Origin of the sequence: Enterobacter sp. MGH 16 (assembly GCF_000493175.1) — a bacterium.
GTDB classification, from domain to species: Bacteria; Pseudomonadota; Gammaproteobacteria; order Enterobacterales; family Enterobacteriaceae; genus Enterobacter; species Enterobacter roggenkampii.
Genome location: NZ_KI535695.1, coordinates 1,531,193 through 1,553,225, shown reverse-complemented (window position 1 = coordinate 1,553,225; position 22,033 = coordinate 1,531,193). Strand labels below are relative to the sequence as shown.

Annotated in this window: 19 protein-coding genes; 11 read left to right on the top strand and 8 right to left on the bottom strand. The window is 58.7% G+C overall.

Annotated features, from left to right (window positions below):
- Positions 1–13: 13 nt before the first annotated feature.
- Positions 14–898 (top strand): LysR substrate-binding domain-containing protein, encoded by an 885-nt coding sequence (locus L362_RS15300; RefSeq protein ID WP_008501665.1) that lies wholly within the window; start codon positions 14–16, stop codon positions 896–898.
- Here L362_RS15300 and L362_RS15305 read toward each other — a convergent pair.
- From L362_RS15305 to L362_RS15320, 4 genes are all read right to left on the bottom strand, one after another.
- Positions 889–1,800 (bottom strand): LysR family transcriptional regulator, encoded by a 912-nt coding sequence (locus tag L362_RS15305; RefSeq protein ID WP_032635714.1) that lies wholly within the window; start codon positions 1,798–1,800, stop codon positions 889–891. The two genes, L362_RS15300 and L362_RS15305, sit on opposite strands and share 10 nt — an antisense overlap.
- A gap of 1 nt (position 1,801) precedes the next feature.
- A complete protein-coding gene (locus tag L362_RS15310; protein ID WP_023327501.1) occupies positions 1,802–2,788 on the bottom strand; it encodes an MBL fold metallo-hydrolase in 987 nt (328 codons plus the stop codon).
- Between the two features lie 141 nt (positions 2,789–2,929).
- Entirely contained in the window at positions 2,930–3,679 is a 750-nt protein-coding gene (locus L362_RS15315; protein ID WP_230861871.1) for a 5'-nucleotidase, lipoprotein e(P4) family, read from the bottom strand.
- Between the two features lie 99 nt (positions 3,680–3,778).
- Positions 3,779–4,306: a GNAT family N-acetyltransferase gene (locus L362_RS15320; RefSeq protein WP_023327499.1), complete on the bottom strand. Its 528-nt coding sequence runs from the start codon at positions 4,304–4,306 to the stop codon at positions 3,779–3,781.
- A gap of 132 nt (positions 4,307–4,438) precedes the next feature.
- Between L362_RS15320 and treZ the strand changes: the two genes are divergently transcribed.
- From treZ to glgX, 3 genes are read left to right on the top strand one after another with little or no spacing between them, the layout of a single operon-like run.
- The gene (gene treZ / locus L362_RS15325) at positions 4,439–6,226 is read left to right on the top strand and encodes a malto-oligosyltrehalose trehalohydrolase (RefSeq protein ID WP_023327498.1); all 1,788 of its coding nucleotides are present in this window, start codon (positions 4,439–4,441) and stop codon (positions 6,224–6,226) included.
- Complete coding sequence (gene treY / locus L362_RS15330) at positions 6,223–8,691, top strand: malto-oligosyltrehalose synthase (RefSeq protein WP_023344167.1); 2,469 nt, start codon at positions 6,223–6,225, stop codon at positions 8,689–8,691. Before treZ ends, treY begins: the two co-directional genes overlap by 4 nt.
- Before the next feature lie 15 nt (positions 8,692–8,706).
- A complete protein-coding gene (gene glgX, locus L362_RS15335) occupies positions 8,707–10,782 on the top strand; it encodes a glycogen debranching protein GlgX (protein ID WP_021240147.1) in 2,076 nt (691 codons plus the stop codon).
- On the opposite strand, the gene L362_RS15340 is transcribed toward glgX, so the two are convergent.
- On the bottom strand, positions 10,783–11,328 hold the full coding sequence (locus L362_RS15340; protein WP_021240146.1) for a winged helix DNA-binding protein: 546 nt from the start codon (positions 11,326–11,328) through the stop codon (positions 10,783–10,785).
- 200 nt (positions 11,329–11,528) lie between these two features.
- Between L362_RS15340 and L362_RS15345 the strand changes: the two genes are divergently transcribed.
- The 3 genes from L362_RS15345 to L362_RS15355 are packed head-to-tail and all read left to right on the top strand — an operon-like array spanning position 11,529 to position 14,239.
- On the top strand, positions 11,529–12,251 hold the full coding sequence (locus L362_RS15345; RefSeq protein WP_021240145.1) for a DUF969 domain-containing protein: 723 nt from the start codon (positions 11,529–11,531) through the stop codon (positions 12,249–12,251).
- The gene (locus tag L362_RS15350) at positions 12,248–13,234 is read left to right on the top strand and encodes a DUF979 domain-containing protein (RefSeq protein WP_023344166.1); all 987 of its coding nucleotides are present in this window, start codon (positions 12,248–12,250) and stop codon (positions 13,232–13,234) included. Before L362_RS15345 ends, L362_RS15350 begins: the two co-directional genes overlap by 4 nt.
- Before the next feature lie 9 nt (positions 13,235–13,243).
- Positions 13,244–14,239: a DUF2891 domain-containing protein gene (locus L362_RS15355; protein WP_023344165.1), complete on the top strand. Its 996-nt coding sequence runs from the start codon at positions 13,244–13,246 to the stop codon at positions 14,237–14,239.
- 46 nt (positions 14,240–14,285) lie between these two features.
- Here the strand turns inward: L362_RS15355 and L362_RS15360 are convergent, their stop codons facing one another.
- Entirely contained in the window at positions 14,286–15,701 is a 1,416-nt protein-coding gene (locus tag L362_RS15360; protein WP_023344164.1) for an MFS transporter, read from the bottom strand.
- 117 nt (positions 15,702–15,818) lie between these two features.
- Here L362_RS15360 and L362_RS15365 point away from each other — a divergent pair, with 117 nt between their 5' ends.
- On the top strand, positions 15,819–16,724 hold the full coding sequence (locus tag L362_RS15365; protein WP_023344163.1) for a LysR family transcriptional regulator: 906 nt from the start codon (positions 15,819–15,821) through the stop codon (positions 16,722–16,724).
- 3 nt (positions 16,725–16,727) lie between these two features.
- On the opposite strand, the gene L362_RS15370 is transcribed toward L362_RS15365, so the two are convergent.
- Both L362_RS15370 and L362_RS15375 read right to left on the bottom strand, forming a co-directional pair.
- Positions 16,728–18,182 (bottom strand): Cu(+)/Ag(+) sensor histidine kinase, encoded by a 1,455-nt coding sequence (locus L362_RS15370; RefSeq protein WP_023344162.1) that lies wholly within the window; start codon positions 18,180–18,182, stop codon positions 16,728–16,730.
- Complete coding sequence (locus L362_RS15375; protein WP_023344161.1) at positions 18,172–18,855, bottom strand: copper/silver response regulator transcription factor; 684 nt, start codon at positions 18,853–18,855, stop codon at positions 18,172–18,174. Before L362_RS15375 ends, L362_RS15370 begins: the two co-directional genes overlap by 11 nt.
- Before the next feature lie 162 nt (positions 18,856–19,017).
- Between L362_RS15375 and L362_RS15380 the strand changes: the two genes are divergently transcribed.
- The 3 genes from L362_RS15380 to L362_RS15390 are packed head-to-tail and all read left to right on the top strand — an operon-like array spanning position 19,018 to position 22,029.
- Positions 19,018–20,403 (top strand): efflux transporter outer membrane subunit, encoded by a 1,386-nt coding sequence (locus tag L362_RS15380; RefSeq protein WP_023344160.1) that lies wholly within the window; start codon positions 19,018–19,020, stop codon positions 20,401–20,403.
- A 28-nt stretch (positions 20,404–20,431) separates the two neighbouring features.
- Positions 20,432–20,770 carry a cation efflux system protein CusF gene (gene cusF, locus L362_RS15385; protein ID WP_023344159.1) on the top strand — a complete coding sequence of 113 codons (339 nt, stop codon included), beginning with the start codon at positions 20,432–20,434 and terminating at the stop codon, positions 20,768–20,770.
- An 11-nt stretch (positions 20,771–20,781) separates the two neighbouring features.
- On the top strand, positions 20,782–22,029 hold the full coding sequence (locus tag L362_RS15390) for an efflux RND transporter periplasmic adaptor subunit (RefSeq protein ID WP_023344158.1): 1,248 nt from the start codon (positions 20,782–20,784) through the stop codon (positions 22,027–22,029).
- Positions 22,030–22,033 lie beyond the last annotated feature (4 nt).

Here is a 22,033-nt window from a genome sequence, read left to right as displayed (position 1 = left end):
GGGAGGTCGCCTCGTGCAGTTTCGCCAGATGCGCCACTTCATCGTCGTGGCCGAAGAGCTCCATATGCACCGGGCCGCCGAGCGTCTGAACATGGCGCAGCCGGCGCTGAGCCAGCAGATAAAGGCCCTGGAAGAACGTTTAGGCGTCACGCTTTTCAGCCGGGCGAACCGCCGCTTGACCCTGACGCCCGCGGGCGAAGCATTTCTCGTGAAAGCCCGGCTTGCCATCTCGCTGACCGAACAGGCGGTGCTGGACGCCAGACAAACGGCACGGGGCGAGCAGGGTGTGTTAAACCTCGGGTGCGTGTCGAGCGCGATGTTTGACGGCAGGCTGCCCGCCGCGCTGCGCCAGATGCACAGCCGCTGGCCCGCCATTACCATGTCGCTGATGACGGGAAACGTGCAGACGCTCTACGCCGCCGTGCAGAGCAACCAGCTGGATGTTGCCATCATCCGCGCGCCGCTGCCGTCGCTGCCGGACGATCTGCAAAGCCGCCCGTTCGCCTCGGAGAAAACGGTGCTGGCGCTGTATCGTCAGCATCCGCTGGCCGGGTCCGCCGCGCTGACGCTTTCGTCGGTGAAAGACGAAAAATGGATCTCCCTGCGCGACCCGGAGGGAATGGGGCTGGAGCAGTACTTCTATGACGCCTGCAGCGGGGCGGGCTTTCAGCCGGACGTGGTGCAAAACGCGACCGACGTGCCCACGGTCATCAGCCTGGTTTCGGCAGGGTTTGGTCTGGCGCTGCTTCCCGCGTCGGCAAAGGCGGTGAGCGTCGAGAACGTCGTCTACGTGGACATCCTTGACCGGCTGCGGGAGAGCGAACTCACCCTGGTTTGCCACCGGATTATTCGCTCAGAGGTGCTAAAAAAGTTTCTGGTCACGCTCGATCACACCTGACGTCCTGCTGCCCGCAGGAGCTGCTCGCGCAGCCAGGCGTTCGCCGGATCCTGGCTGTTTTTCGGGTGCCAGTACATGTTGATGGTAATGGGCTGGAGCGGCAGCGGTGGTGCAAAGAGATCCAGCGTGCTGGCAAACTGCTTCAGCATCCGTTCCGGCAGGGTGCACACCAGGTCGGTACCGGCAACCAGCGCAGGCGCCATAGCGTAGCTCTGGGTGGACATGGCAACGTGTCGCTGATAGCCCAGCCCGGCGAGGGTTTGGTCGACAAATCCGGTAAACGGATCTCCCGCCGACGACACCACCAGATGGGAAAGCGCGCAGTAGACCTCCAGATCTAACGCACCCGTTCCGCGCGGATGCCCTTTTCGCTGGGCGGTGGCAAACGCGTCGTCGAGGAGTTTGCGCCTTACCCACCCGTCATGGGCGCCCGCGCTCACGCCGATGTAGAGATCCACATCGCCGTTCTCCAGCTGCTGCGGCAGTTCGGCCATCTCGGGCAGGGCGAAGCGCAGGCGAATACCGGGAGCATCGGTATCCACCTTGTTAAGCAGCGCGGTGCCGAGCATCAGCGCCGGGTTTTCATGCAGCGCGATAACAAAGGTCCGGCTGCTGGTTTGCGCGTCAAACGCGGTGGGCGCAAACATCGCGCTGATGCCGCGCAGAACGCCTGTCACCTGCGGCCTGAGCGCTTCCGCGCGCGGCGTGGGTAACACCCCGCGTCCATGCGGGGAGGGAATGAACAGCGGTTCGCCAAACAGCGTGCGCAGACGCGCGAGACGGGCAGAGAGCGCGGGCTGGCTGATGCCCAGCCGCGCGGCCGCATGGGTGATGTTCCTGTCCTGAAGCAGGGCGTCCAGCGTCAGGAGCAGGTCTATGTCCATGTCAGATATCCGCGTCATCTTATTTCGCGCTGCTGGCGTCCCGGTTGGTATAGGTCACAGGGACCCAGGCATAGCCGCCTTTCTCGCCTTTCGTCACATAGCCGATGCCCGGGAAAGGCAGATGGGGCGCGGCAATGAGGTCCTTGTTTTTCACAAAGTCAGCGAACGCATGCTCGCGTACGCTTGCCGCTTTGTTCTCATCTTCATCGTAGGTGATGGTCACCGCAGGCTGCGGGAACTGGACCGCCGCGGCGTGAATGATGTCGCCGACAAAGGTGATCTTCTCGCCTTTGCTTGTCAGGGTGTAGAAGGCTGAACCCGGCGTGTGTCCGGGATGAACCGTGCCGGTAAGCCCCGGAAGAATCTCCGATGTGCCGCTAAACGGCACCACTTTCCCCGCGTCAAGGTAGGGTTTTAAGGTCTTCTGCGCGACGTCGAAGTAGTTCTTGCCGTAGCCGGTTTTCTTCTGATTGTCGTCGTTAAAGAAAAAGTCGATGTCCGGTTTGCCAACGAAAACGCGCGCGTTGCTGAACACCACCTTGCCGTCTTTCACCAGGCCGCCCGCATGATCGGAGTGGGCGTGGGTCAGCAGGACTTCAGTGATGTCCTCGGGTTTTATTCCCTGCGTGGCGAGGCTATCAACCAGACGTCCGCCGGTATCAGGACCAAAGAGCTGGCCCGAGCCGGTATCCACCAGGATTTTATGTCCGGGTATCGCAATCAGAAAAGCGTTGATGGAGACCTCAGCCGGGTTGGTCTGGAAATTTTTTGCGAGCAGCGCATCAATGTTTTGCGGCGTTGTCCGGCGCAGCAGCTTGTGCAGATCCTGCGCGACGGTCCCGTCGGTAAACGAGGTGACAAGCACGTCGCCGACCTGCACGCTGTAACCGCCCGCCGGTTGTTTAACGACGTGCTGCGGCGTTTCTGCAGAGGCCTGGAGCGCAGGGTAGAAAAGCAGTGAACTGGAAATCAGCGTGGAAAGAGCAAGTTTTTTCACGGTAAGCATACGAGTCTCCTTTGAAAGTGCTCATCTTACTGCTCCGTAAAATTATAAGAACCTGCCCAGAAATGATAGGACCTATAAACGGGATGGATAGTAAACCGAAGGGCCGGGAAGGCGCGCGATAGCTTTCCCGGCCCGTAGACATTATTTTTTCAGCGGTGCGTTCCAGCTGTCCGGCGTGGCTTTGGACCATGAGCCATAAGCGGCATTAGGCAGCACAATCCAGTCGTTGCCGAAGTGTTCCGCGCTGGCCTCAACCAGTTCACGCTGCTGCTCGCTCGGCTTTTTGTTTTTAAACTGCACGGCGAAATCCGGCAGGCTGTCGCCGAACAGCATCACGATCTGCTGCTTTTTGAGGATGCTCTGACGGCGCTCTTCCTTGCTGACCGTATCCAGCAGCACGCTTTCGTCAGATACCTGCGGCAGGCCGAGAGCGTTTAACGTCTTCAGCGTGTCGGCTTTGTTTTCCTGCATACGATCCGAGACATAGTAGATGCGGACCTTGCTTTGATTCACGTGGTCAAGAAACGCTTTCGCCCCCGGAATTAAGCCGGGTTTTCCCTGTTTCTCCCAGTCGCTCCAGGTGTCCCATTTCGTATAGTCGTGACACTGCTCCATGTCGCGCACCAGCAGTGGGGTGTTATCCAGTACCGTTTCATCCAGGTCCATTACCACGGCGTAATTTTCGGGCGTTTTCAGATCCTTTAACTTTTCGTTGAAACGCTCGGTGGCAAACCGATAGGTTTGCAGCTGAAGGGCCATAATCTCTGCCGATTTCTGCTGATAGCGCAGCGCCATTTCGTACGCTTTCGGTTCACACAGGTCGTGCTCCACGGCCGTCGCCGCTGCCGTTGCACTCAAAACCGGTAATGCCAGCAGTAATGCCTTAGCCATTGAATTCACACTTCTTTCCTCAACACCGTGGTTAAAATCCCGAAAGCGTAATGAAATTCAGTGACAGAAATATGACCGTGATGTGGCAATGTGTTTCCGCTAGACCAGCATGTAATACCAGAACAGAGCGACCTCGTCTTTTTCCGGTAGGGCGTTGTAGAGATAACGATCGTATCCGCCCAGGGTAAATCCATAGTGACGGTAAAACAGGCAGGCAGAGACGTTCACATTTTGTGTTTCAAGCCGTAATCCCGGCGCGTTTACGCTGCGGGCCCACACGTGCGCGGCGGCCATTAATTTTTGCGCAGCGCCGGTTCTGCGTTTGGTGCGCTCAACGGCAATATAATCCACTGAAATAAATTTATTCCAGCCGACTGACGCGGTAATAAATCCGGCTATTTCACCGTCGTCCGTTTCCGCGACAAGAAATATGGCGTCCGGATTAACGCAGTGATTTTCAAGCGTTTGAATGTCGAGTTCGTAGGTTTTTATCCACGGCTCTGCCACGGCTTCAATATGCAAATCACAGTGGATAAACGGCTCCCGGGCAATGTGGCTAATGGTGAAAGAAAAGTCACAGCATTCAAGGCGTGCGAAGTCGGTATTGAGTCCTTTTCGAATCTGCATAGTGTTCCCGTTAGTGAGTTATTTCATAAAGAATAGACGAAGCGGTTAAATCCGCTGAGCTCACGCACTTTTAATCCTGAACTAAGCTTGTACTTCGTTCCGCGTAAAATGTGGGTCATTCGAGGACAATGAATGGAATTCAGGACATTTCAAAAGCAGTGGGGTGCTGAGTTTATTTCCGATGACGTTGTACGTTTTCGCGTCTGGGCAGAAGGACAGAAAGAACTTACGCTACGTCTTGCCGCCACCGACGTGCCGATGACGGCAACCGGCGACGGATGGTTTCAGGCGGACGTCCCCGGCGTCAGGCACGGTGCAGAATATCAGTTTGTTCTTCAGGACGGCACGGCGGTGCCCGATCCCGCCTCACGGGCGCAAAAGGGTGACGTTAACGGCCCCTCAGTCGTGATCGATCCCCGACGTTACCAGCCGGTCAACCGCGACTGGGCAGGGCGGCCGTGGGAAGAGACGATCATTTACGAACTGCACATCGGCACGTTTACCCCGGAGGGCACCTTCCGGGCGGCGATCGACAAGCTGCCGTATCTGGCGGAGCTGGGGATTACCCAGCTTGAAGTCATGCCCGTCTCCCAGTTTGGCGGTTCCCGCGGCTGGGGGTACGACGGGGTGCTGCTGTATGCCCCGCACTCTGCGTACGGCACGCCGGAGGATTTCCACGCGTTTATCGACGCCGCGCACGGGCTGGGGCTTTCCGTGGTGCTGGATATCGTGCTCAACCACTTCGGCCCGGAGGGGAACTATCTGCCTCTGCTGTCGCCCGCGTTTTTTGATGAGCATCGAATGACGCCGTGGGGCAACGGCATCGCCTACGAGCGCGAGCCGGTGAGGCAGTACATCACCGACGCACCGCTCTACTGGCTGACGGAGTACCGTCTGGACGGCCTGCGCTTTGATGCCATCGACCAGATTAAAGACAGTTCCGGGACGCACATTCTCGAGGAGATTGCCGCAAAAATTCGCGAGGCGATCCCGCACCGGCACGTTCACCTGACCACGGAAGACAGCCGCAACGTGATTTTTCTGCATCCGCGCGATGAACAGGGCCACACGCCGCTGTTTACCGGCGAGTGGAACGATGATTTTCACAACGCTGCCCACGTGTTTGCTACCGGTGAGACGCACGCCTATTACCAGGACTTTGCCTTTGAGCCGGAGAAAAAGTTCGCCCGGGCGCTGGCGGAAGGCTTTGTCTACCAGGGCGAGATTTCGCTGCAAACCGGCGAATCCCGCGGCGTGGAGTGCCGCACGCAGCCGCCGCAGTTCTTCGTCGATTTCATCCAAAACCACGATCAGACCGGCAATCGCGCCCAGGGCGAGCGGCTTATCTCCCTCGCGGGGGCTGATAAAACGAGGGTGCTGCTTGCCGCGCTGCTGCTTTCCCCCCATATCCCGCTGCTGTTTATGGGCGAGGAGTTTGGTGAAACACATCCGTTCCTGTTCTTCACCGACTTTCACGGCGAACTGGCAAAGGCGGTGCGGGAAGGGCGCGCGAAAGAGTTTAGCGGCCATGCCGGGCACGATGAAACCGTCCCGGACCCGAACGACGTGAACACGTTTATCCGCTCAAGGCTCGACTGGAACAAAATCGCCACCGACGAGGGCAAAACGTGGCTGCGCTATACGCGCCATCTGTTAACGCTGCGCCATCGCTATATCGTTCCGCTTCTGCATCCGGGCGGCGCCGTTGAGGGCCATGTGCTCAAGACCGCGCCCGGCATGGTGGCGGTGAGCTGGCGCTTCCCGTCAGGCACGCTTTCTCTGGCGCTGAATATTGGAACGAAGCCCGTCGACCTGCCCGCGCTCGCGGGGGAGACGCGCTTCGCCTGGCCGGAGGTCAACGACGTTTTACCCCCGAACGGTATTGTCGTTCGCTTTGCTGATGGAGAAGCATCGTTATGATCCCTTCCGCCACGTACCGTATTCAGTTCCGTAACGGCATGACCTTCGACCGCGTTGTGGCGCTGGTGCCGTATATGAAGGACCTCGGCATCAGCCACCTTTACGCGTCGCCCGTGTTCACTGCCACGACGGGGTCTACCCACGGCTATGACGTGACCAACCCGAATGAAATCGACCCCGCGATTGGCGGACGAGAAGGCTTTGACCGCATGGCCGCGGCGCTTAAGCAGGCCGGTATGGGGCTGATTCTGGATATTGTCCCGAACCATATGTCCACCTCGCTGGAAAACCTCTGGTGGCGGGACGTGATTGAATACGGCCAGCAGAGCCGCTATTTCCGCTATTTTGATATCGACGGGTCGAGGCCGCTGACGCTGCCGTTTCTTGGCGATACCTTTGAGGCGGAGCTGGAGAAGGGTGCCATCACGCTAAAACGTGACCCTGTCACGGAAAAGGCCGCGCTGGTTTACTACGACGCCGAGTATCCGCTCAACCCGGGAACGTACAGCGAGGAGAAGAGCATTGCCGAGCTGCACGAGGCGCAAAGCTGGCGGCTGATGTCCTGGCGGGAGGCACCGAAGCAGCTCTCATGGCGGCGCTTCTTTGAGATCACCGGGCTGGTCGGCGTTCGGGTTGAAGATGATGCGGTCTTCGACGATACGCACCGGCTGATCCTTGAGCTGGTCCACGCGGGCGTGGTGGACGGCCTGCGCATTGACCATGTCGACGGCCTGGCGGATCCGCTGGGTTATTTGCAGAAGCTGCGGCAGGCAGCCGGGCCCGACTGCTACATCACGGTCGAAAAGATTCTCGCCAAAGGGGAACAGCTCCCCGCTGACTGGCCGGTATCCGGCACCACCGGCTACGAGTTTATCGCCTCGCTGGCGGAGGTGCTGGTCGACGATGATAGCCTGTCGCGCCTGGAGACAATCCACGACGAAACGCTCGGCGTGACGGTCGATCGCCACGCGGCGCTGCGCGATGCCAAAGGCCTGATGACCGATCGCAATTTTGAGGGGGAATTCACCACGCTGCTAAACCTTGCTGAGGATCTGGCCCGCCGCAATGAGGTTGCGCTGCCGCGCGAGGATATCCGCCACGCGCTGCGCGAGCTGCTTATTGCGTTTCCGGTCTACCGCACCTACGGCACTCGCGAGGGGTTAACCCCGCCGGACGTGGCGCTGCTCAACCGCGTGGTTGCCAGCGTGGAGACGTCTGAAGCCGCGCTCAGCCTGATCGTGCGCATTCTTACCGGCGACCTGCCGGAAGATTGCCGCGAGAGCGCCGCGCTGTTCAGGACCCGCTTCCAGCAGCTCACCGGGCCGCTGATGGCGAAGTCCGTTGAAGACACGCTGTTCTTTCGCCACAACCTTGAGCTTGCGCTTAATGAAGTGGGGGCCGACCCGACGCCGCGCGCGTTTTCCTTATCCCGCTTCCACCAGGAGATGCGCATTCGTCTGGCCCGTCAGCCCGACGCGCTGCTGGGTACCTCCACGCACGATACCAAGCGCGGGGAAGATGCCCGGGCGCGCCTTTACACCCTCACGGAAGCCCCGGAACGCTGGGGCGAGAACCTTACCCGCTGGCGGCAGATGAACCAGACCCAGGTGCGCTTTCTCAATGACGGTACCGCGCCGAACGCCGCCGATACGTGGATGATCTACCAGGCGCTGGCGGGCGTCTGGCCCGCCACGCTGTCACCGGATGACGCTGAAGGGCTTAAAGCACTCGAAACGCGGTTCCTCGGCTTCCTCGAAAAAGCGCTGCGCGAGGCGAAACAGCGCACCGACTGGATTGACAGCAACGAGAGCTATGAGAGCGTGGTGTTGAGCTACGCGCGGCACCTGCTTTCGCCGAACAACACCCCGTTCCTGCACGATTTCAGCGAGGCGATGCAGCCCTTTATTCGCGCCGGGCTGATGAACAGCCTCAGCCAGACGGCGATCAAGCTGACGGCGCCCGGCGTGCCGGATATCTATCAGGGCAGCGAGGCGCTTAACTTCAGCCTTGTCGACCCGGATAACCGGCGCGAGCCGGACTTTCCGGCCCTGGTGCAGAGCCTCAGCGCGGCGGATGCCGGGGTGTTTGACAACCCGGCCTGCTGGCGGGACGGACGGGTCAAACAGTTTGTTACCGCCACGCTGCTGCGGCTTCGACCGCACTACGACGCGCTTTTCCGCTACGGCGACTGGCTGCCGCTTAAGGTCACCGGCGAGCGGGAAGAGAACCTGATTGTTTATGCGCGCGTTAAGGACGAGGAGGCGCTGATTGTCGCCTTGCCGCGTCTGGTTTTTGGCGTCACGGATAATCATCAGCTGTGGGTCAATACCACGGTGGCGATACCCGACGAACTGGCCGGGAAGCGCTATCGGGATCTGTTCAGCGGTGAGAGCCGCATTCTGCAAAAGACGCTGGATTTAACGTCAGAAAAGGGATGTGTACTGGTTCTGCTTACCTGCGAATAATCGTGGAGAACGAAAATGGCAAAGGATACAACGTTTGAAATTCGGGCCGGTCATGGCCAGCAGTTGGGGGCGAATTATGACGGGAAGGGCGTTAACTTCGCGCTGTTCTCCGCGCACGCTGAACGAGTGGAGCTCTGTCTGTTTGACCCGTCCGGGAAAACGGAAATCGCCCGGCTGGAGCTGCCGGAGTATACCCATGAGATCTGGCACGGCTATGTGCCTGACCTGAAGCCGGGCGCGCTGTACGGCTATCGCGTCTACGGCCCCTACGACCCGGAAAATGGTCATCGCTTTAACCCGCATAAGCTGCTCATCGACCCGTACGCTCGCGAACTGGTGGGTGACATCGACTGGAACGACGCCCATTTCGGCTATGCGCTGGGGCATGACGAGCTGGATTTGAGCTTTGATACCCGCGACAGCGCGCCGTTTACGCCGAAATGCAGGGTTATCGACCCGAACGCCTTTGACTGGCAGGACAACAACCGGCCGAACGTACCCTGGCCGCATACCGTTGTCTATGAGAGCCACGTGAAAGGCTTTACCCAGATGAACCCGGCCATTCCACCCGAGCTGCGCGGGACGTTTGAGGGGATGGGGCACAAAGCCTCGGTCGACTACATCAAAAGCCTGGGCATTACCTCGGTGGAGCTGCTGCCGGTTCACTGGTTCCCGGACGACCAGCACCTGCTCGACCGCGGCCTGAAGAACTTCTGGGGCTATAACACGCTGGGCTTTTTTGCTCCGGCGTCGCGCTACTACGGCCCGGCGGGGATCCAGGGCTTTCGCGATATGGTGCGCGCCTATCATGACGCGGGCATCGAGGTCATTCTGGACGTGGTATACAACCACACGGCGGAAGGGAACGAGCTTGGCCCGACGCTCTCGTTTAAGGGGATTGATAACTACAGCTATTACCGCACGCTGCCCGACCAGCACCGGTACTACATCAACGACACCGGGACGGGAAACACGGTCAACACCTCGCACCCGCGCGTGTTGCAGATGGTGATGGATTCCCTGCGCTACTGGGCGGAATCAATGCACATAGACGGTTTTCGTTTCGACCTCGGGACGATCCTGGGCCGCGAGCCCGAAGGGTTTGACCCGCGCGGCGGTTTTTTCGACGCCATGACCCAGGATCCGGTCTTATCCCGACTGAAGCTGATTGGTGAACCCTGGGATATTGGCCCCGGCGGCTATCAGGTGGGCGGATTCCCGCCGGGCTGGGGGGAGTGGAACGACAAATACCGCGACACCGTTCGCGAGTACTGGAAGGGGGACAACGTCTCCACGGACTTTGCCGCGCGGCTGCTCGGCTCCGGCGATCTGTACGATTTGCGTGGGCGTCGCCCGTGGGCCAGCGTCAACTTTATCACCGCCCACGACGGCTTTACGCTGAATGACCTGGTGTCGTACAACGAGAAGCACAACGCCGACAACGGCGAGGACAATAACGACGGGCATAACGATAACCGCTCGTACAACTACGGCGAGGAAGGGCCAACCGAGAACCCGGATATTATTGCTACCCGCGAACGGCAGAAACGTAATTTCCTCACCACGCTGCTGTTCTCCCACGGCACGCCGATGCTGCTGGCGGGGGACGAGTTTGGCCGCACGCAGAAGGGGAACAACAACGGCTACTGCCAGGACAGTGAGATCTCGTGGATCGACTGGAAGGGGCTCTCCGAAAACGACGCCGCGCTGCGCGAGTTTACCCGTCGTCTCATTGCCCTTCGCGCGCAACAGCCGCTGCTGCGCCGTGAAAGCTGGCGTGACGGGCTGGAGATCCGCTGGTTCAATGCCGGAGGCGGTCCGCAGCAGGCCGAGCAGTGGGATGAAGGCTCAACGCTCGGGGTCTCCATCAGCAGGCCGGATCTTCAGCAGGAGGACGGCATCTGGCACGACGTGCTGATGCTGTTCAATCCGTTTGAAGGCACCGTGCCGTTCCAGATCCCGCAGTTTGGCGAAGGGGGATGGGTGCTGGAGCTGTCTACGGCGGATGATGCCGCCACCGGGACAGCGATCACCGAAACCGTTGAGTACGCGCTGGCCGGACGGAGCATTACGCTGTTCCGCCGTCCTTAGTTACAGTGACGCCGCCGCCCGGGCGGCGGTGTCATACAGGGAGGAGATCGTGCGTAACAGCTGCGCGGTCTCGCCAATCGACTTCCCGGCAATGCCGCTCTCCGCGTGGATCGCAATCAGACACGCCTCCCGCACGTCCCGGTATTTCATGCACAGCGCTTTCCCTTCCTCCGTTGTAGAGAAAAAGAGCTCTTTACCCGCTTTCTCGCTCGTCACGTAGCCTGCTTTGACCAGCTTTTTCAGCGCATAGGTCACCACGTGGGTGTCTTCCACGTTGAGGACGAAGCAGATATCGGCCAGCTTTTTCTTGCGGTCGCGGTGGTTGACGTGATGCAGCAGCGAAACGTCAAAGGCGCCCATATCGGGCTCGCCGGCAGCCGTCATGCAGCGCACCATCCATTTGTTAAACGCGTTGCCGGTCATGATCAGCGCATATTCCAGCTCTGATAACTCCGCGCAGCGCTCGGATACCAGATGGCGGGAAGAGACGATCCGGCCCTCGTTGATATCGTCGCGATCGGGTGAAGCACTCTTTTCTGAGGTCATAACGTTCCTTAGCCAGAAATGTAAACTCATCGATAAAATAAGAACATTTTATTGATAATTTGTTTACATGTTTTTGAGGTTCAGATATAGCTTTTTAGCGCAGGTTTTGCGAAGCCTGCCAACAAAACACAACATCGCTCGCCGCAAATTAAAAAAATAGCCGTCGGCGCGCAACGCTCACTTTCGATAGGGTAAACGTTATGGACGGTACTACGCTGCTGCCGCTGATCGGGATACCGATCGTGGTTATTGGTTTTGCACTGCGCTTCAACCCGCTGCTGGTGGTCGTGGTGGCGGGGCTGGCGACGGGTCTGCTGGTCGGCATGGATTTCGGGATGCTGCTGGAGACCTTTGGCGAGAAGTTCGTCAATAGCCGATCGCTGGCCACCTTCATCCTGATCCTGCCCGTGATTGGTCTGCTGGAATATTACGGGCTTAAGGAGCGCGCCCAGGCCTGGGTGGCGAAGATCGCCAGCGCCACCTCGGCGCGTATTCTGATGCTCTATTTTGTCGCGCGTGAAGGCACCGCCGCGCTGGGCCTGATGTCGCTGGGCGGCCATGCCCAGACGGTGCGCCCGCTGCTGGCACCGATGGCCGAAGGGGCGGCGCTGAACGAATACGGCGAACTGCCGCAGCACATCCGCGACAAAATCAAAGCCCACGCCGCCGCGTGCGACAACATCGCGGTCTTCTTTGGGGAAGATATCTTTATTGCCTTCGGGGCGGTGCTGCTGATCGACGCGTTCCTGAAAGAGAACGGTATTCCGGGCATTGAACCGCTGCATATCGGCCTGTGGGCCATTCCCACCGCCATTGCGGCATTAATTATTCATATGACGCGCCTGCTGCGCCTCGATGCGAGCATCCGTCGCGACGTGATGGCCTGGCGGGCAGAGCAGGGTACGCAGGAGGCCGCGCAATGATGACGCTTATCACCATTAACCGCGTGTACTACCTGATTGGCTTTGTCGTAATGCTGCTGGTTGTCATGACCCTGCGCGATCGCGCCAACCCGAAGCGCTTTACCACCGCGCTGTTCTGGTTCTTGTTTGGCGGGATCTTCCTGTTTGGCGATCTGATGGTGCAGGAGCTGGGGAAATCGCTGGCGTACCGGATCATTGGCGGCGGCGTTATCGTTATCGCGCTGCTGGCGGGTTTTGGTCTCGTCGGGAAAGGGCACTATAAAATGTCCACCGAGGAGGAGCGCGTCGCGTCGTCAAATCGGCTTAAAAACTGGCTGTTCCTGCCGGCGCTGATGATCCCGGTGGTGACGGTGCTGGGCACGTTATTCCTGAAGGGCGTTTCGGTCGGCGGCGTGTTTCTGCTCGATCAGAAACAGCTCACCCTGGCGGCGCTGTGCGTGGCCTGCGTCGCGGCGATCCTCACCGGCTGGTGGCTGACCAAAGGCACGCCGCTCCATGCCGTTCGTCAGTCCCGCCGTCTTGTCGATACCATCGGCTGGGCGGTGATCCTGCCGCAGATGCTGGCCATGCTCGGCGGCGTGTTCGTGGTGGCCAACACGGGTGACTCGGTGCAGAAGGTGGTGAGCCTGTTTGTGAACCCGGATAGCCGCTTCATGCTGGTGGTCATTTACTGCGTGGGGATGGCGCTGTTTACCATGATCATGGGTAACGCCTTTGCGGCCTTCCCGGTGCTGAGTGCGGGGATCGCCTTGCCGTTTCTGATCAACGTGCATCACGGCAACCCGGCGCCGCTGCTGGCGATTGGCATGTACGCAGGCTACTGCGGCACGCTGATGACGCCGATGGCCGCGAACTTCAATATCGTTCCCGCCGCGCTGCTGGAGCTGAAAGACAAATATCAGGTGATCAAGATCCAGATCCCGACCGCGTTAACCCTGCTGGTGGTGAACGTGTTCTTAATGTACTTCCTCGTGTTTCGCTAAGGAGCTGTCATGGAATTAACGCAACATCAGGCCGACGCGTTTGCCCGCATGCCTTTGACCTATTTGCGCCAGGAATACCCGAACCACATCATGCACCTGCTGAATGATGATGGTGACGTGCTGCCGCCGCGCGAGCTTCATCCCATTTTCTACGGCTGTTTTGACTGGCACTCGGCGGTTCATGGTTACTGGCTGCTGCTGCGCTGCGTGCGCCTCTATCCAGAATTGCCGTGCCGGGACGCGATCGTCGCGCTTTTTGACGAGCACCTGACCGAAGAGAACGTGGCGAAGGAGCTGGCCTATTTTACCGCGCCGTTCCGCGCCTCGTTTGAGCGGCCGTATGGCTACGGCTGGCTGCTGGCGCTGGCCCGGGAGCTGAAACAGTCGTCGCTGCCGCAGGCGGCAGGCTGGTACCAGACGCTGGAGCCGTTAACCCAGGACATTCGCAACCGGCTGGTGGATTACCTCGGCAAGCTCACCTATCCGATCCGCGTCGGGACGCACTACAACACCGCGTTTGCCCTCGCGCTGGCGCTGGATTATGGTCGCGCAGTGGGCGACAAGGCGCTTGAGCAGGCAATTCTGGCGGCGGCGGAGCGGTTTTATCTCGCCGACACGCGCTATCCGGCTCATTATGAGCCCGGCGGAGACGAGTATATTTCCGGCGCGCTGACGGAGGCACTGCTGATGAGCAAGGTGTCGGAGGGCTTCCCGGCCTGGTTTGACGCGTTTCTGCCTGAGGTGGGCGCCGTTACGGCACTGATGAACCCGGCGGAAGTGAGCGATCGTACCGACCCGAAAATTGCCCATCTGGACGGATTAAACCTCAGCCGCGCATGGTGTATGAAGCACATAGCGAAAGCGCTTCCAGCCAGCCACCCGGCGCAACCGGCATTGCGCGAGGCGGTGACGAAACATCTGGCCGCAAGCGTCGGGCATGTGGTTGGCAGCCACTACAGCGGCGGACACTGGCTGGCGAGCTTTGCGCTGCTGGCGCTGGAGTAAACAAACGCGCCGTCTTTCTTGCCGGGTGGCGCTGCGCTTACCCGGCCTACATTGTGCAACGCTTGCCTGGAGACCTCGCAGGGCGCAGCCTGCTCAGGCTAAATACCACCGAACCCGTCGAGGCGATGACGGCTAACCACAGTGCAACCTGGATAGCATGTTGATGATCCCATCCTGCCGCCGCACCCAGCAGAACGCCCACCACGGCGGCGCCGAGACACTGGCCGAATGTTCTGACGATCGACAACACGCCGGAGGCATAGCTGGCATATTCCCGCGCGACGTTAGCGAGCATTTCCCGATTATTGGGACTCTGGAAGCAGCCAAATCCCATCCCGCAGACCAGGCTACGCAGGCAGATATTCCAGGCGGAAGGATTGTCCGGCAACGTGGCCAGCAGGACCAGCCCGCCGACAAAAACCATCAGCCCGAGGGTCGAGATGAGCGGCGCGGAGATCGTATCCGCCCAGCGACCCGCGTGCGGCGCGATCAGCACGATGCCAATCGGCCATGGGGTGAACAGCAGCGCGGACGCTACAGGGCTGTAGCCATACACGCTCTGAAACAGGAACGGCAGCGCGACAAACGTGATCCCCTGGCTCACAAACGAGGCCAGCGAGGTCAGCGCGGCGAGGGTGAAGCGCCCGTTTCTGAACATCACCGGCGGCAGTAACGGATGTTGCGCGCGCCGAATCCGCCAGGTAAAGGCGAGGGCGCTAACCAGCGCCAGAACGCTCCAGCAGACGGCCTGCAGACTAATGTGTTGCGCCACGTGCTGAAGGCTGTCCGCCAGCATGATCGCGGAACCTATCAGGACGGCGGAGAGCACGGCGCCCGGCGCATCAAAGGGCGGTCTGTCAGCAACCGATTCCCGCGGCAAGGCCCGCCATGCCAGCAGCAGGGCGATGCTGCCCGGAATGAGGTTAATGGCGAACAGCCACTGCCAGCTCAGGGCGTCCAGTATTGTTCCACCGAGTACCGGAGCAATCGCCGTGCTGGAGGCGATAAGCAGGGCGTGCAGCCCCAGAATACGGCCCAGCAGTCGGCCCGGAAAAACGGACCGCAGGATCGCCGGAGCGATACTCAGGGTCGCCGCCCCGCCGATGCCCTGCAGAATTCGCATCCCGGTTAATATTTCCGGCGTTGTTGCCAGCGCGCAGCCGAGCGAGGTGAGCGTAAAGGTGGCAAGCCCGCTCAGAAAGACCGGGCGATAGCCCACGCGGGCCGCCAGCGCGGCGAAAATAGCCAGCGTCATCGCCGCTGACAGCAGATAACCATTAGCGAACCAGACCGCAACGTTTGCGGGGACCTGCATCGCTCTAGCCATGGAGGGGAGCGCGATGTTGATCATGGTGCCGTCAAAGACGCCCATCAGCGTGGTGGTCATGACGGCGGCCAGGACCCGGGCGCGTTCATGCCCGGGTAAACCTTCATCGCCGGGCTGGTTGGTAAATAGCGTCATCGTCGTTACTCCGGATAAGAATAGTGATGACGAAACTATAATCATGCGCTATACAGGGCGGAAGACGCAGCATTTGCACTTAATCGTTGCATATAACGCCTTATCTGAGGAGCCATCGTGTCCGATCCTGACTTTAACCTTCTGGTTGCGCTCGACGTTTTGCTGGCCGAAGCCAGCGTGGCGGGCGCGGCGCGACGTTTAAACCTGAGCACCTCCGCCATGAGCCGTACCCTGAGCCGGCTGCGGGAGGTGACCGGCGATCCTATTCTGGTGCGGGCCGGGCGTCATATGGTGCTGACGCCCTGGGCCGAAGCCACCCGGGACCGCGCCAGAAGCGCCGTGCACGAGGCGAGGGCGGTGCTGCAGCCCTCCTCCGACACGCTGAAGGTGGAAAGCCTTGAACGGCTGTTCACTATTCGGGCCAACGACGGTTTTGTCGTGGCGTTTGGACCCATGCTCATAGCCGCGGTGGCGAGCGTTGCGCCCGGGGTCTGCATCCGCTTCGCTCCCAAACCTGAAAAAACGTCGCGCTATTTACGGGAGGGGCTTGTCGACCTGGAGATCGGCGTGCAGAGCAACATGGGGCCTGAAATACGGCTGCAAAGGCTCTTTCAGGATCGGTTTGTTGGCGCGGTGCGCAAGGGACATCCGCTGTCTTCACAGCCTGAGGTCAGCCTTGACGATTATGTTGCCTGGGGCCATGTGGTGGCGTCGCCTGATGGGGCGTTACACGGGTCTGTGGACGACGCGCTGGCGGAGCGGGGGATGAAACGAAAGGTCGCAAGCGTAGTGCCCGGTTTTCCGACGGCGTTATCCGTGGCCCTGGCGTCCGATCTGATTGCCATGGTACCGGCGCTGTACCTGCTCAATCAGCCGATGTCAGAGCGCGTACACGTCTTTGAACTGCCGTTTAAGACCCGCACCATTACGGTTTCACAGATGTGGCATCCGCGTATGGAGCGGGATCCGGGGCATCGCTGGCTCAGGGAAAAGGTCCTTGAGGTGTGCCGCACGGTTTGCTGACGCTCAGAGCACTTTTCCCGGTACGGTGAGGATGAAGCGCGTCGACACCGCGTCCGATTCGACGCGGACTTTTCCGTGATGCGCGGTGACGATGGATTTCACGATCGCAAGCCCAATCCCGCTGCCTTCCCCCTTACGCTGCCTGGACGGATCGACGCGGTAAAAGCGGTCAAAAAGCTTCGACAGATGCACCTGCGGGATCGGCGTGCCGGGGTTTTCTGTGACCAGCTCAACGTCGTTACCCCGTTTGCTGATGGAGACCGTCACCGTTTTCCCTGTTGGGGTATAGCGCAGGGCGTTGGATAACAGGTTATTGATGGCTCTTCTGAACATCTGCGGGTCGCCTTCTATCAGGCAGGGCACGCCGTGAAACGTCAGCGTGATGTGGCGTTCTTCCGCCCAGGCCTCGAAGAACTCGAAAACTTTTAGCACCTCTGCGCCGAGGTCAAACAGCACCCGGTCAGGGATCAGCTGGTTGTTGTCCGCCTGGGCGAGAAAAAGCATATCGCTGACCATCCGGGTCATTCGGTTGTACTCTTCCAGGCTGGAGTAGAGAACATCTTCCAGCTCCTTTTGCGTCCGGTGCTGACTCAGCGCAATTTCCGTTTGCGTCACCAGGTTGGTGATGGGGGTTCTTATTTCATGCGCGATATCGGCGGAAAAATTGGCCTGCCGGGTAAAGACATCTTCAATTTTCCCCATCATCTGGTTGAACGAGATCACCAGCTGTTCCAGCTCAACGGGCACGCGAGACGGCTCCAGACGCGCGTCCAGATTTTCGGAAGTGATATTTTTAATGGCGTTACTGACGTTACGCAGGGGTAAATGTCCCTGGCGAACCGCGATGCGAATGATGAGCACAATCAGCACGCTAATCACCGCGGCAATCGCGAACAGGTTCTTTTTCAGCGCCTCAAGATAGTGAAGATGAAAATTAATGGAAAGCCCGATCAGCATAACGTAGTTCTGCGTTTTGCCCTGCAGCGTCGCCGTTCCTGAAGAGGCGATAATCCGGTAGGTTTCCATCTTCATGTCGGAGCCGGCATGCATGGCCATGTCCGGGCCATCAACCGTCCAGAGAAACACATCCTGTGCCTGACGGTGTTGGCTAAAGTTCGCCGTATTCATCGCCGGGCGTAATGCTGCGCCTTGTGCTGAGCTGAACAGGGTATTGCCCTGTGGATCCAGAAGCAGGACGGCAACGTTGCGGTAGCTGGCAAGCGACTCTTTGAGCTTGCTGATTTTCTTTTGATCGGGATCGGCCGGGGACTGCAGTATGCGGTGCATCGCGCTGCTGATTTGTTGCAGGTCGCTGACGTCCTGCTCGGCGAAATGCTTTTCGACGGAATGCAGCATAAACCAGGTAAAGGCGAAGAAGGCCAGTAGCGTGGAGAGGCTGATAAAAAAGGTCAGCCGCAGGGCGAGAGAAAAAGGGCGCCCGGGAAGCTTAACGGGCATCCGGCACCTCCAGCATATAGCCCACGCCGCGCACCGTCTGGATCAGTTTGGGTTCAAAATCGTTATCGATCTTTGCGCGCAGGCGCTTTACCGCCACATCTATTGCGTTCGTGTCGCTGTCAAAGTTCATATCCCACACCTGGGAGGCAATCAGGGAGCGGGGCAGCACCTCGCCCTGATGACGCATGAAAAACTCCAGCAGGCTGAACTCCTTGCTGGTTAACAGGATGCGATTGCCCGCCCGGCTGACCTTCCTCGACACAAGGTCAACCGTCAGGTCAGCCGCCTGAAGCTGGCTTTCCGCGATCACCGTATTTCCGCGTCTTAGCAGCGTCCTGACCCGGGCGAGCAGTTCCGCAAAGGCGAAAGGCTTAATCAGATAATCATCCGCGCCCAGCTCCAGCCCTTTAACCCGTTGCTCTATCGTCCCGAGGGCCGTGAGTAAGAGGATGGGCATTCCTTTGCCGGCAGAGCGAAGCATGCGGACAATATCCCAGCCGTTCACGTCGGGCAGCATGATATCCAGAATCAGCAGGTCATATTCCGCGGTCATGGCGAGGTGGTACCCGGTCAGGCCATTATCCGCATGGTCCACGACAAACCCCGCTTCCGTCAGCCCCTTGCTGAGGTATTCCCCGGTTTTCATTTCGTCTTCAACGATCAGTATTTTCATCTTGCTCCCCAGACTGGCTGCTGATGACATTCTAGTGAGCCCGCGATCGTTAACAATGACTTACGCCATAAATGACAACATTGTCATTATCCTGTCACCGGTCAAACAGGATGCGTTCAGTAGAGTAGCCCTAAAAATCCTCTGGACTTGATTTGAACCGCTATGTTCCTGTTAAAACGACTCAGCATCAGTACGGTATTTATTCTGGCAGGCTGCGTCTCGCTGGCGCCTGAATACCAGCGGCCGGCATCACCGGTACCCCAGCAGTTTTCGCTTTCCCGTAACGGCCTGACGCCCGCGGCGGCGGGGTACCAGGACACCGGCTGGCGACGCTTTTTTGTCGATCCTCAGGTCGCCGGGCTGATTACGGAAGCCCTGAAGAACAACCGGGATATAAAAATGGCCGCCCTGAAGGTTGAGGAAGCCCGTGCGCAGTTAAACGTGACGGATGCGGATCGTTATCCTCAACTGAATGCCTCCTCGGGCATCACGTACAGCGGCGGGCTGAAAAGTGACAAACCCACTTCACAACAGTATGACGCGGGGCTGGCGCTTAGCTACGAGCTCGACTTTTTTGGCAAGCTGAAAAACATGAGCGAGGGCGATCGACAAAACTATTTCGCCAGCGAAGAAGCCCGTCGCGCGGTGCATATCCTGCTCGTCTCTAACGTGTCGCAGAGCTATTTCAACCAGCAGCTGGCGTATAAACAGCTGCGCATCGCGCGGGATACGCTGGCCAATTACCAGCACTCCTATGCGTTCGTTGAGCAGCAGCTGGTGACGGGCAGCACGAACGTCCTGGCGCTGGAACAGGCCCGGGGACAGATCGAAAGCACGCAGGCAGAGATTGCCAAACGTGAGGGGGAGCTGGCGCAGGCCAATAATGCTCTGCAGCTGCTCCTCGGCACCTATCGCGGATTGCCGGGCGACAGCGGAATGAGCGCCCGCGATATTGCGCCGGTAAAACTCCCGCCCCATCTTTCTTCAGCGATACTGCTGCAGCGCCCGGATATTATGGAGGCGGAGCATCAGCTTAAAGCGGCCGATGCCAATATCGGCGCCGCGCGTGCCGCCTTTTTCCCGTCAATTTCCCTGACCAGCGGGCTTTCAACAGGCAGTACGGAATTATCCAGCCTGTTTACCGCGGGCAGTGGGATGTGGAATTTCATCCCCAAAATTGAACTTCCGATTTTTAATGCGGGCAGGAATAAGGCCAACCTGAAGCTGGCTGAAATTCGTCAGCAGCAGTCGGTTGTGAATTACGAACAAAAAATACAGGCTGCCTTCAGGCAGGTTGCCGACGCGCTCGCGCTGCGGGACAGCCTCAACCAGCAGCTTGCTGCGCAAGAACGGTATCTTGATTCGCTAAACATTACCCTGCAGCGGGCCAGAGGATTATATACCAGCGGCGCGGTGAGCTATATCGAAGTATTAGACGCGGAACGGTCGCTGTTTTCCACGCAGCAAAATATTCTCGACCTTATTTATGCCCGGCAGGTTAATGAAATTAACCTCTTCACCGCGCTGGGCGGCGGTTGGGCCGAATAACCTCACTTAATTAAAAAGGATATTAAACATGCGCAATTCACTTAACGCCGTCGTATTTGGTGCAATCATTATGTTTTCTGCCGGTCTTCAGGCTGAGGTTCATCAGCACGCGGAGATGAGCGCCGCCAGCGAAGGTGCCTCAGAGCAGGTTATCACCGGGACCGGCATTGTGAAGGATATTGATCTCACGAACAAAAAAGTAACGATTTCTCACGAAGCCATCCCGGAAATTGGCTGGCCCGCGATGACCATGCGTTTTACTTTTATGCAGGCCGACGCGAGTATTACTGCCTTAAAAGTCGGCAGCCACGTGAATTTCTCGTTTGTTCAGCAGGGCAATCTCTCTGTACTCAAAAGCATTAAATAGCGAGAAACGGCATGGCTTCTTTAAAAATAAAATATGCCGCCACGATTATCACCAGCCTTATTGCGGGAGGGCTGATAGCCGTGACGGCATGGCAGACGATGCACTCATCGACAACGCCAGAAAATGGCACATCTGAAAGAAAGGTGCTTTTCTGGTATGACCCGATGAAGCCCGACGTTAAATTCGATAAGCCCGGTAAATCGCCGTTTATGGATATGGATCTGGTGCCAAAGTATGCCGATGAGAATGATAAAAGCAGTGCCGGGATCCGTATTGATCCGACCCAGGTCCAGAACCTGGGATTAAAAACGCAAAAGGTCACGCGCGGAACGCTGAATTATGCCCAGATGATCCCGGCGAACGTCAGCTATAACGACTATCAGTTTGTCATTGTGCAAGCGCGCGCGGAAGGGTTCGTTGAGAAAGTGTATCCGCTGACCCTCGGCGATAAGGTGAAAAAGGGCACGCCGCTGATTGATCTTACAATCCCGGACTGGGTCGAGGCCCAGAGCGAGTTTCTGCTCCTCTCCGGCACCGGCGGTACGCCCACGCAGATAAAAGGGGTACTGGAACGGCTCAGGCTGGCCGGTATGCCGGATGACGATATTCAGCGACTGCGTGCGACCCGCACTATCCAGACCCGGTTTACCATCAAGGCGCCGATTGATGGGGTCATCACGGCCTTTGACCTGCGCACCGGGATGAATATTTCCAAAGATAAGGTGGTGGCGCAGATTCAGGGGATGGATCCGGTCTGGATCGGCGCGGCGGTTCCTGAATCCATTGCTTATCTGCTGAAAGATACCTCGCAGTTTACTGTTTCGGTACCGGCTTATCCGGATAAATCCTTCCCGGTTGAAAAATGGCGTCTTCTGCCGAGCGTGGATCAAACCACCCGTACGCTGCAGGTGCGCCTGCAGGTCTCCAACAAGGATGAACTGCTGAAACCGGGCATGAATGCCTACCTGAAGCTGAATACCCAAAGTCAGGAAATGTTGCTCATTCCGTCTCAGGCCGTTATCGATACCGGGAAAGAACAGCGCGTTATTACCGTTGATGCGAACGGGAAGTTTGTACCGAAAAGGATCCACGTTCTGCATGAATCTCAGCAGCAGTCCGGCATTGGTACCGGACTGGAAGAGGGGGAGTCGGTGGTGGTCAGCGGTCTGTTTCTGATTGACTCGGAGGCCAATATTACCGGCGCGCTGGAGCGCATGCGCCACGCTGAAGCCGCTGACGACGCGCATTCAGGCCATTAAGGAG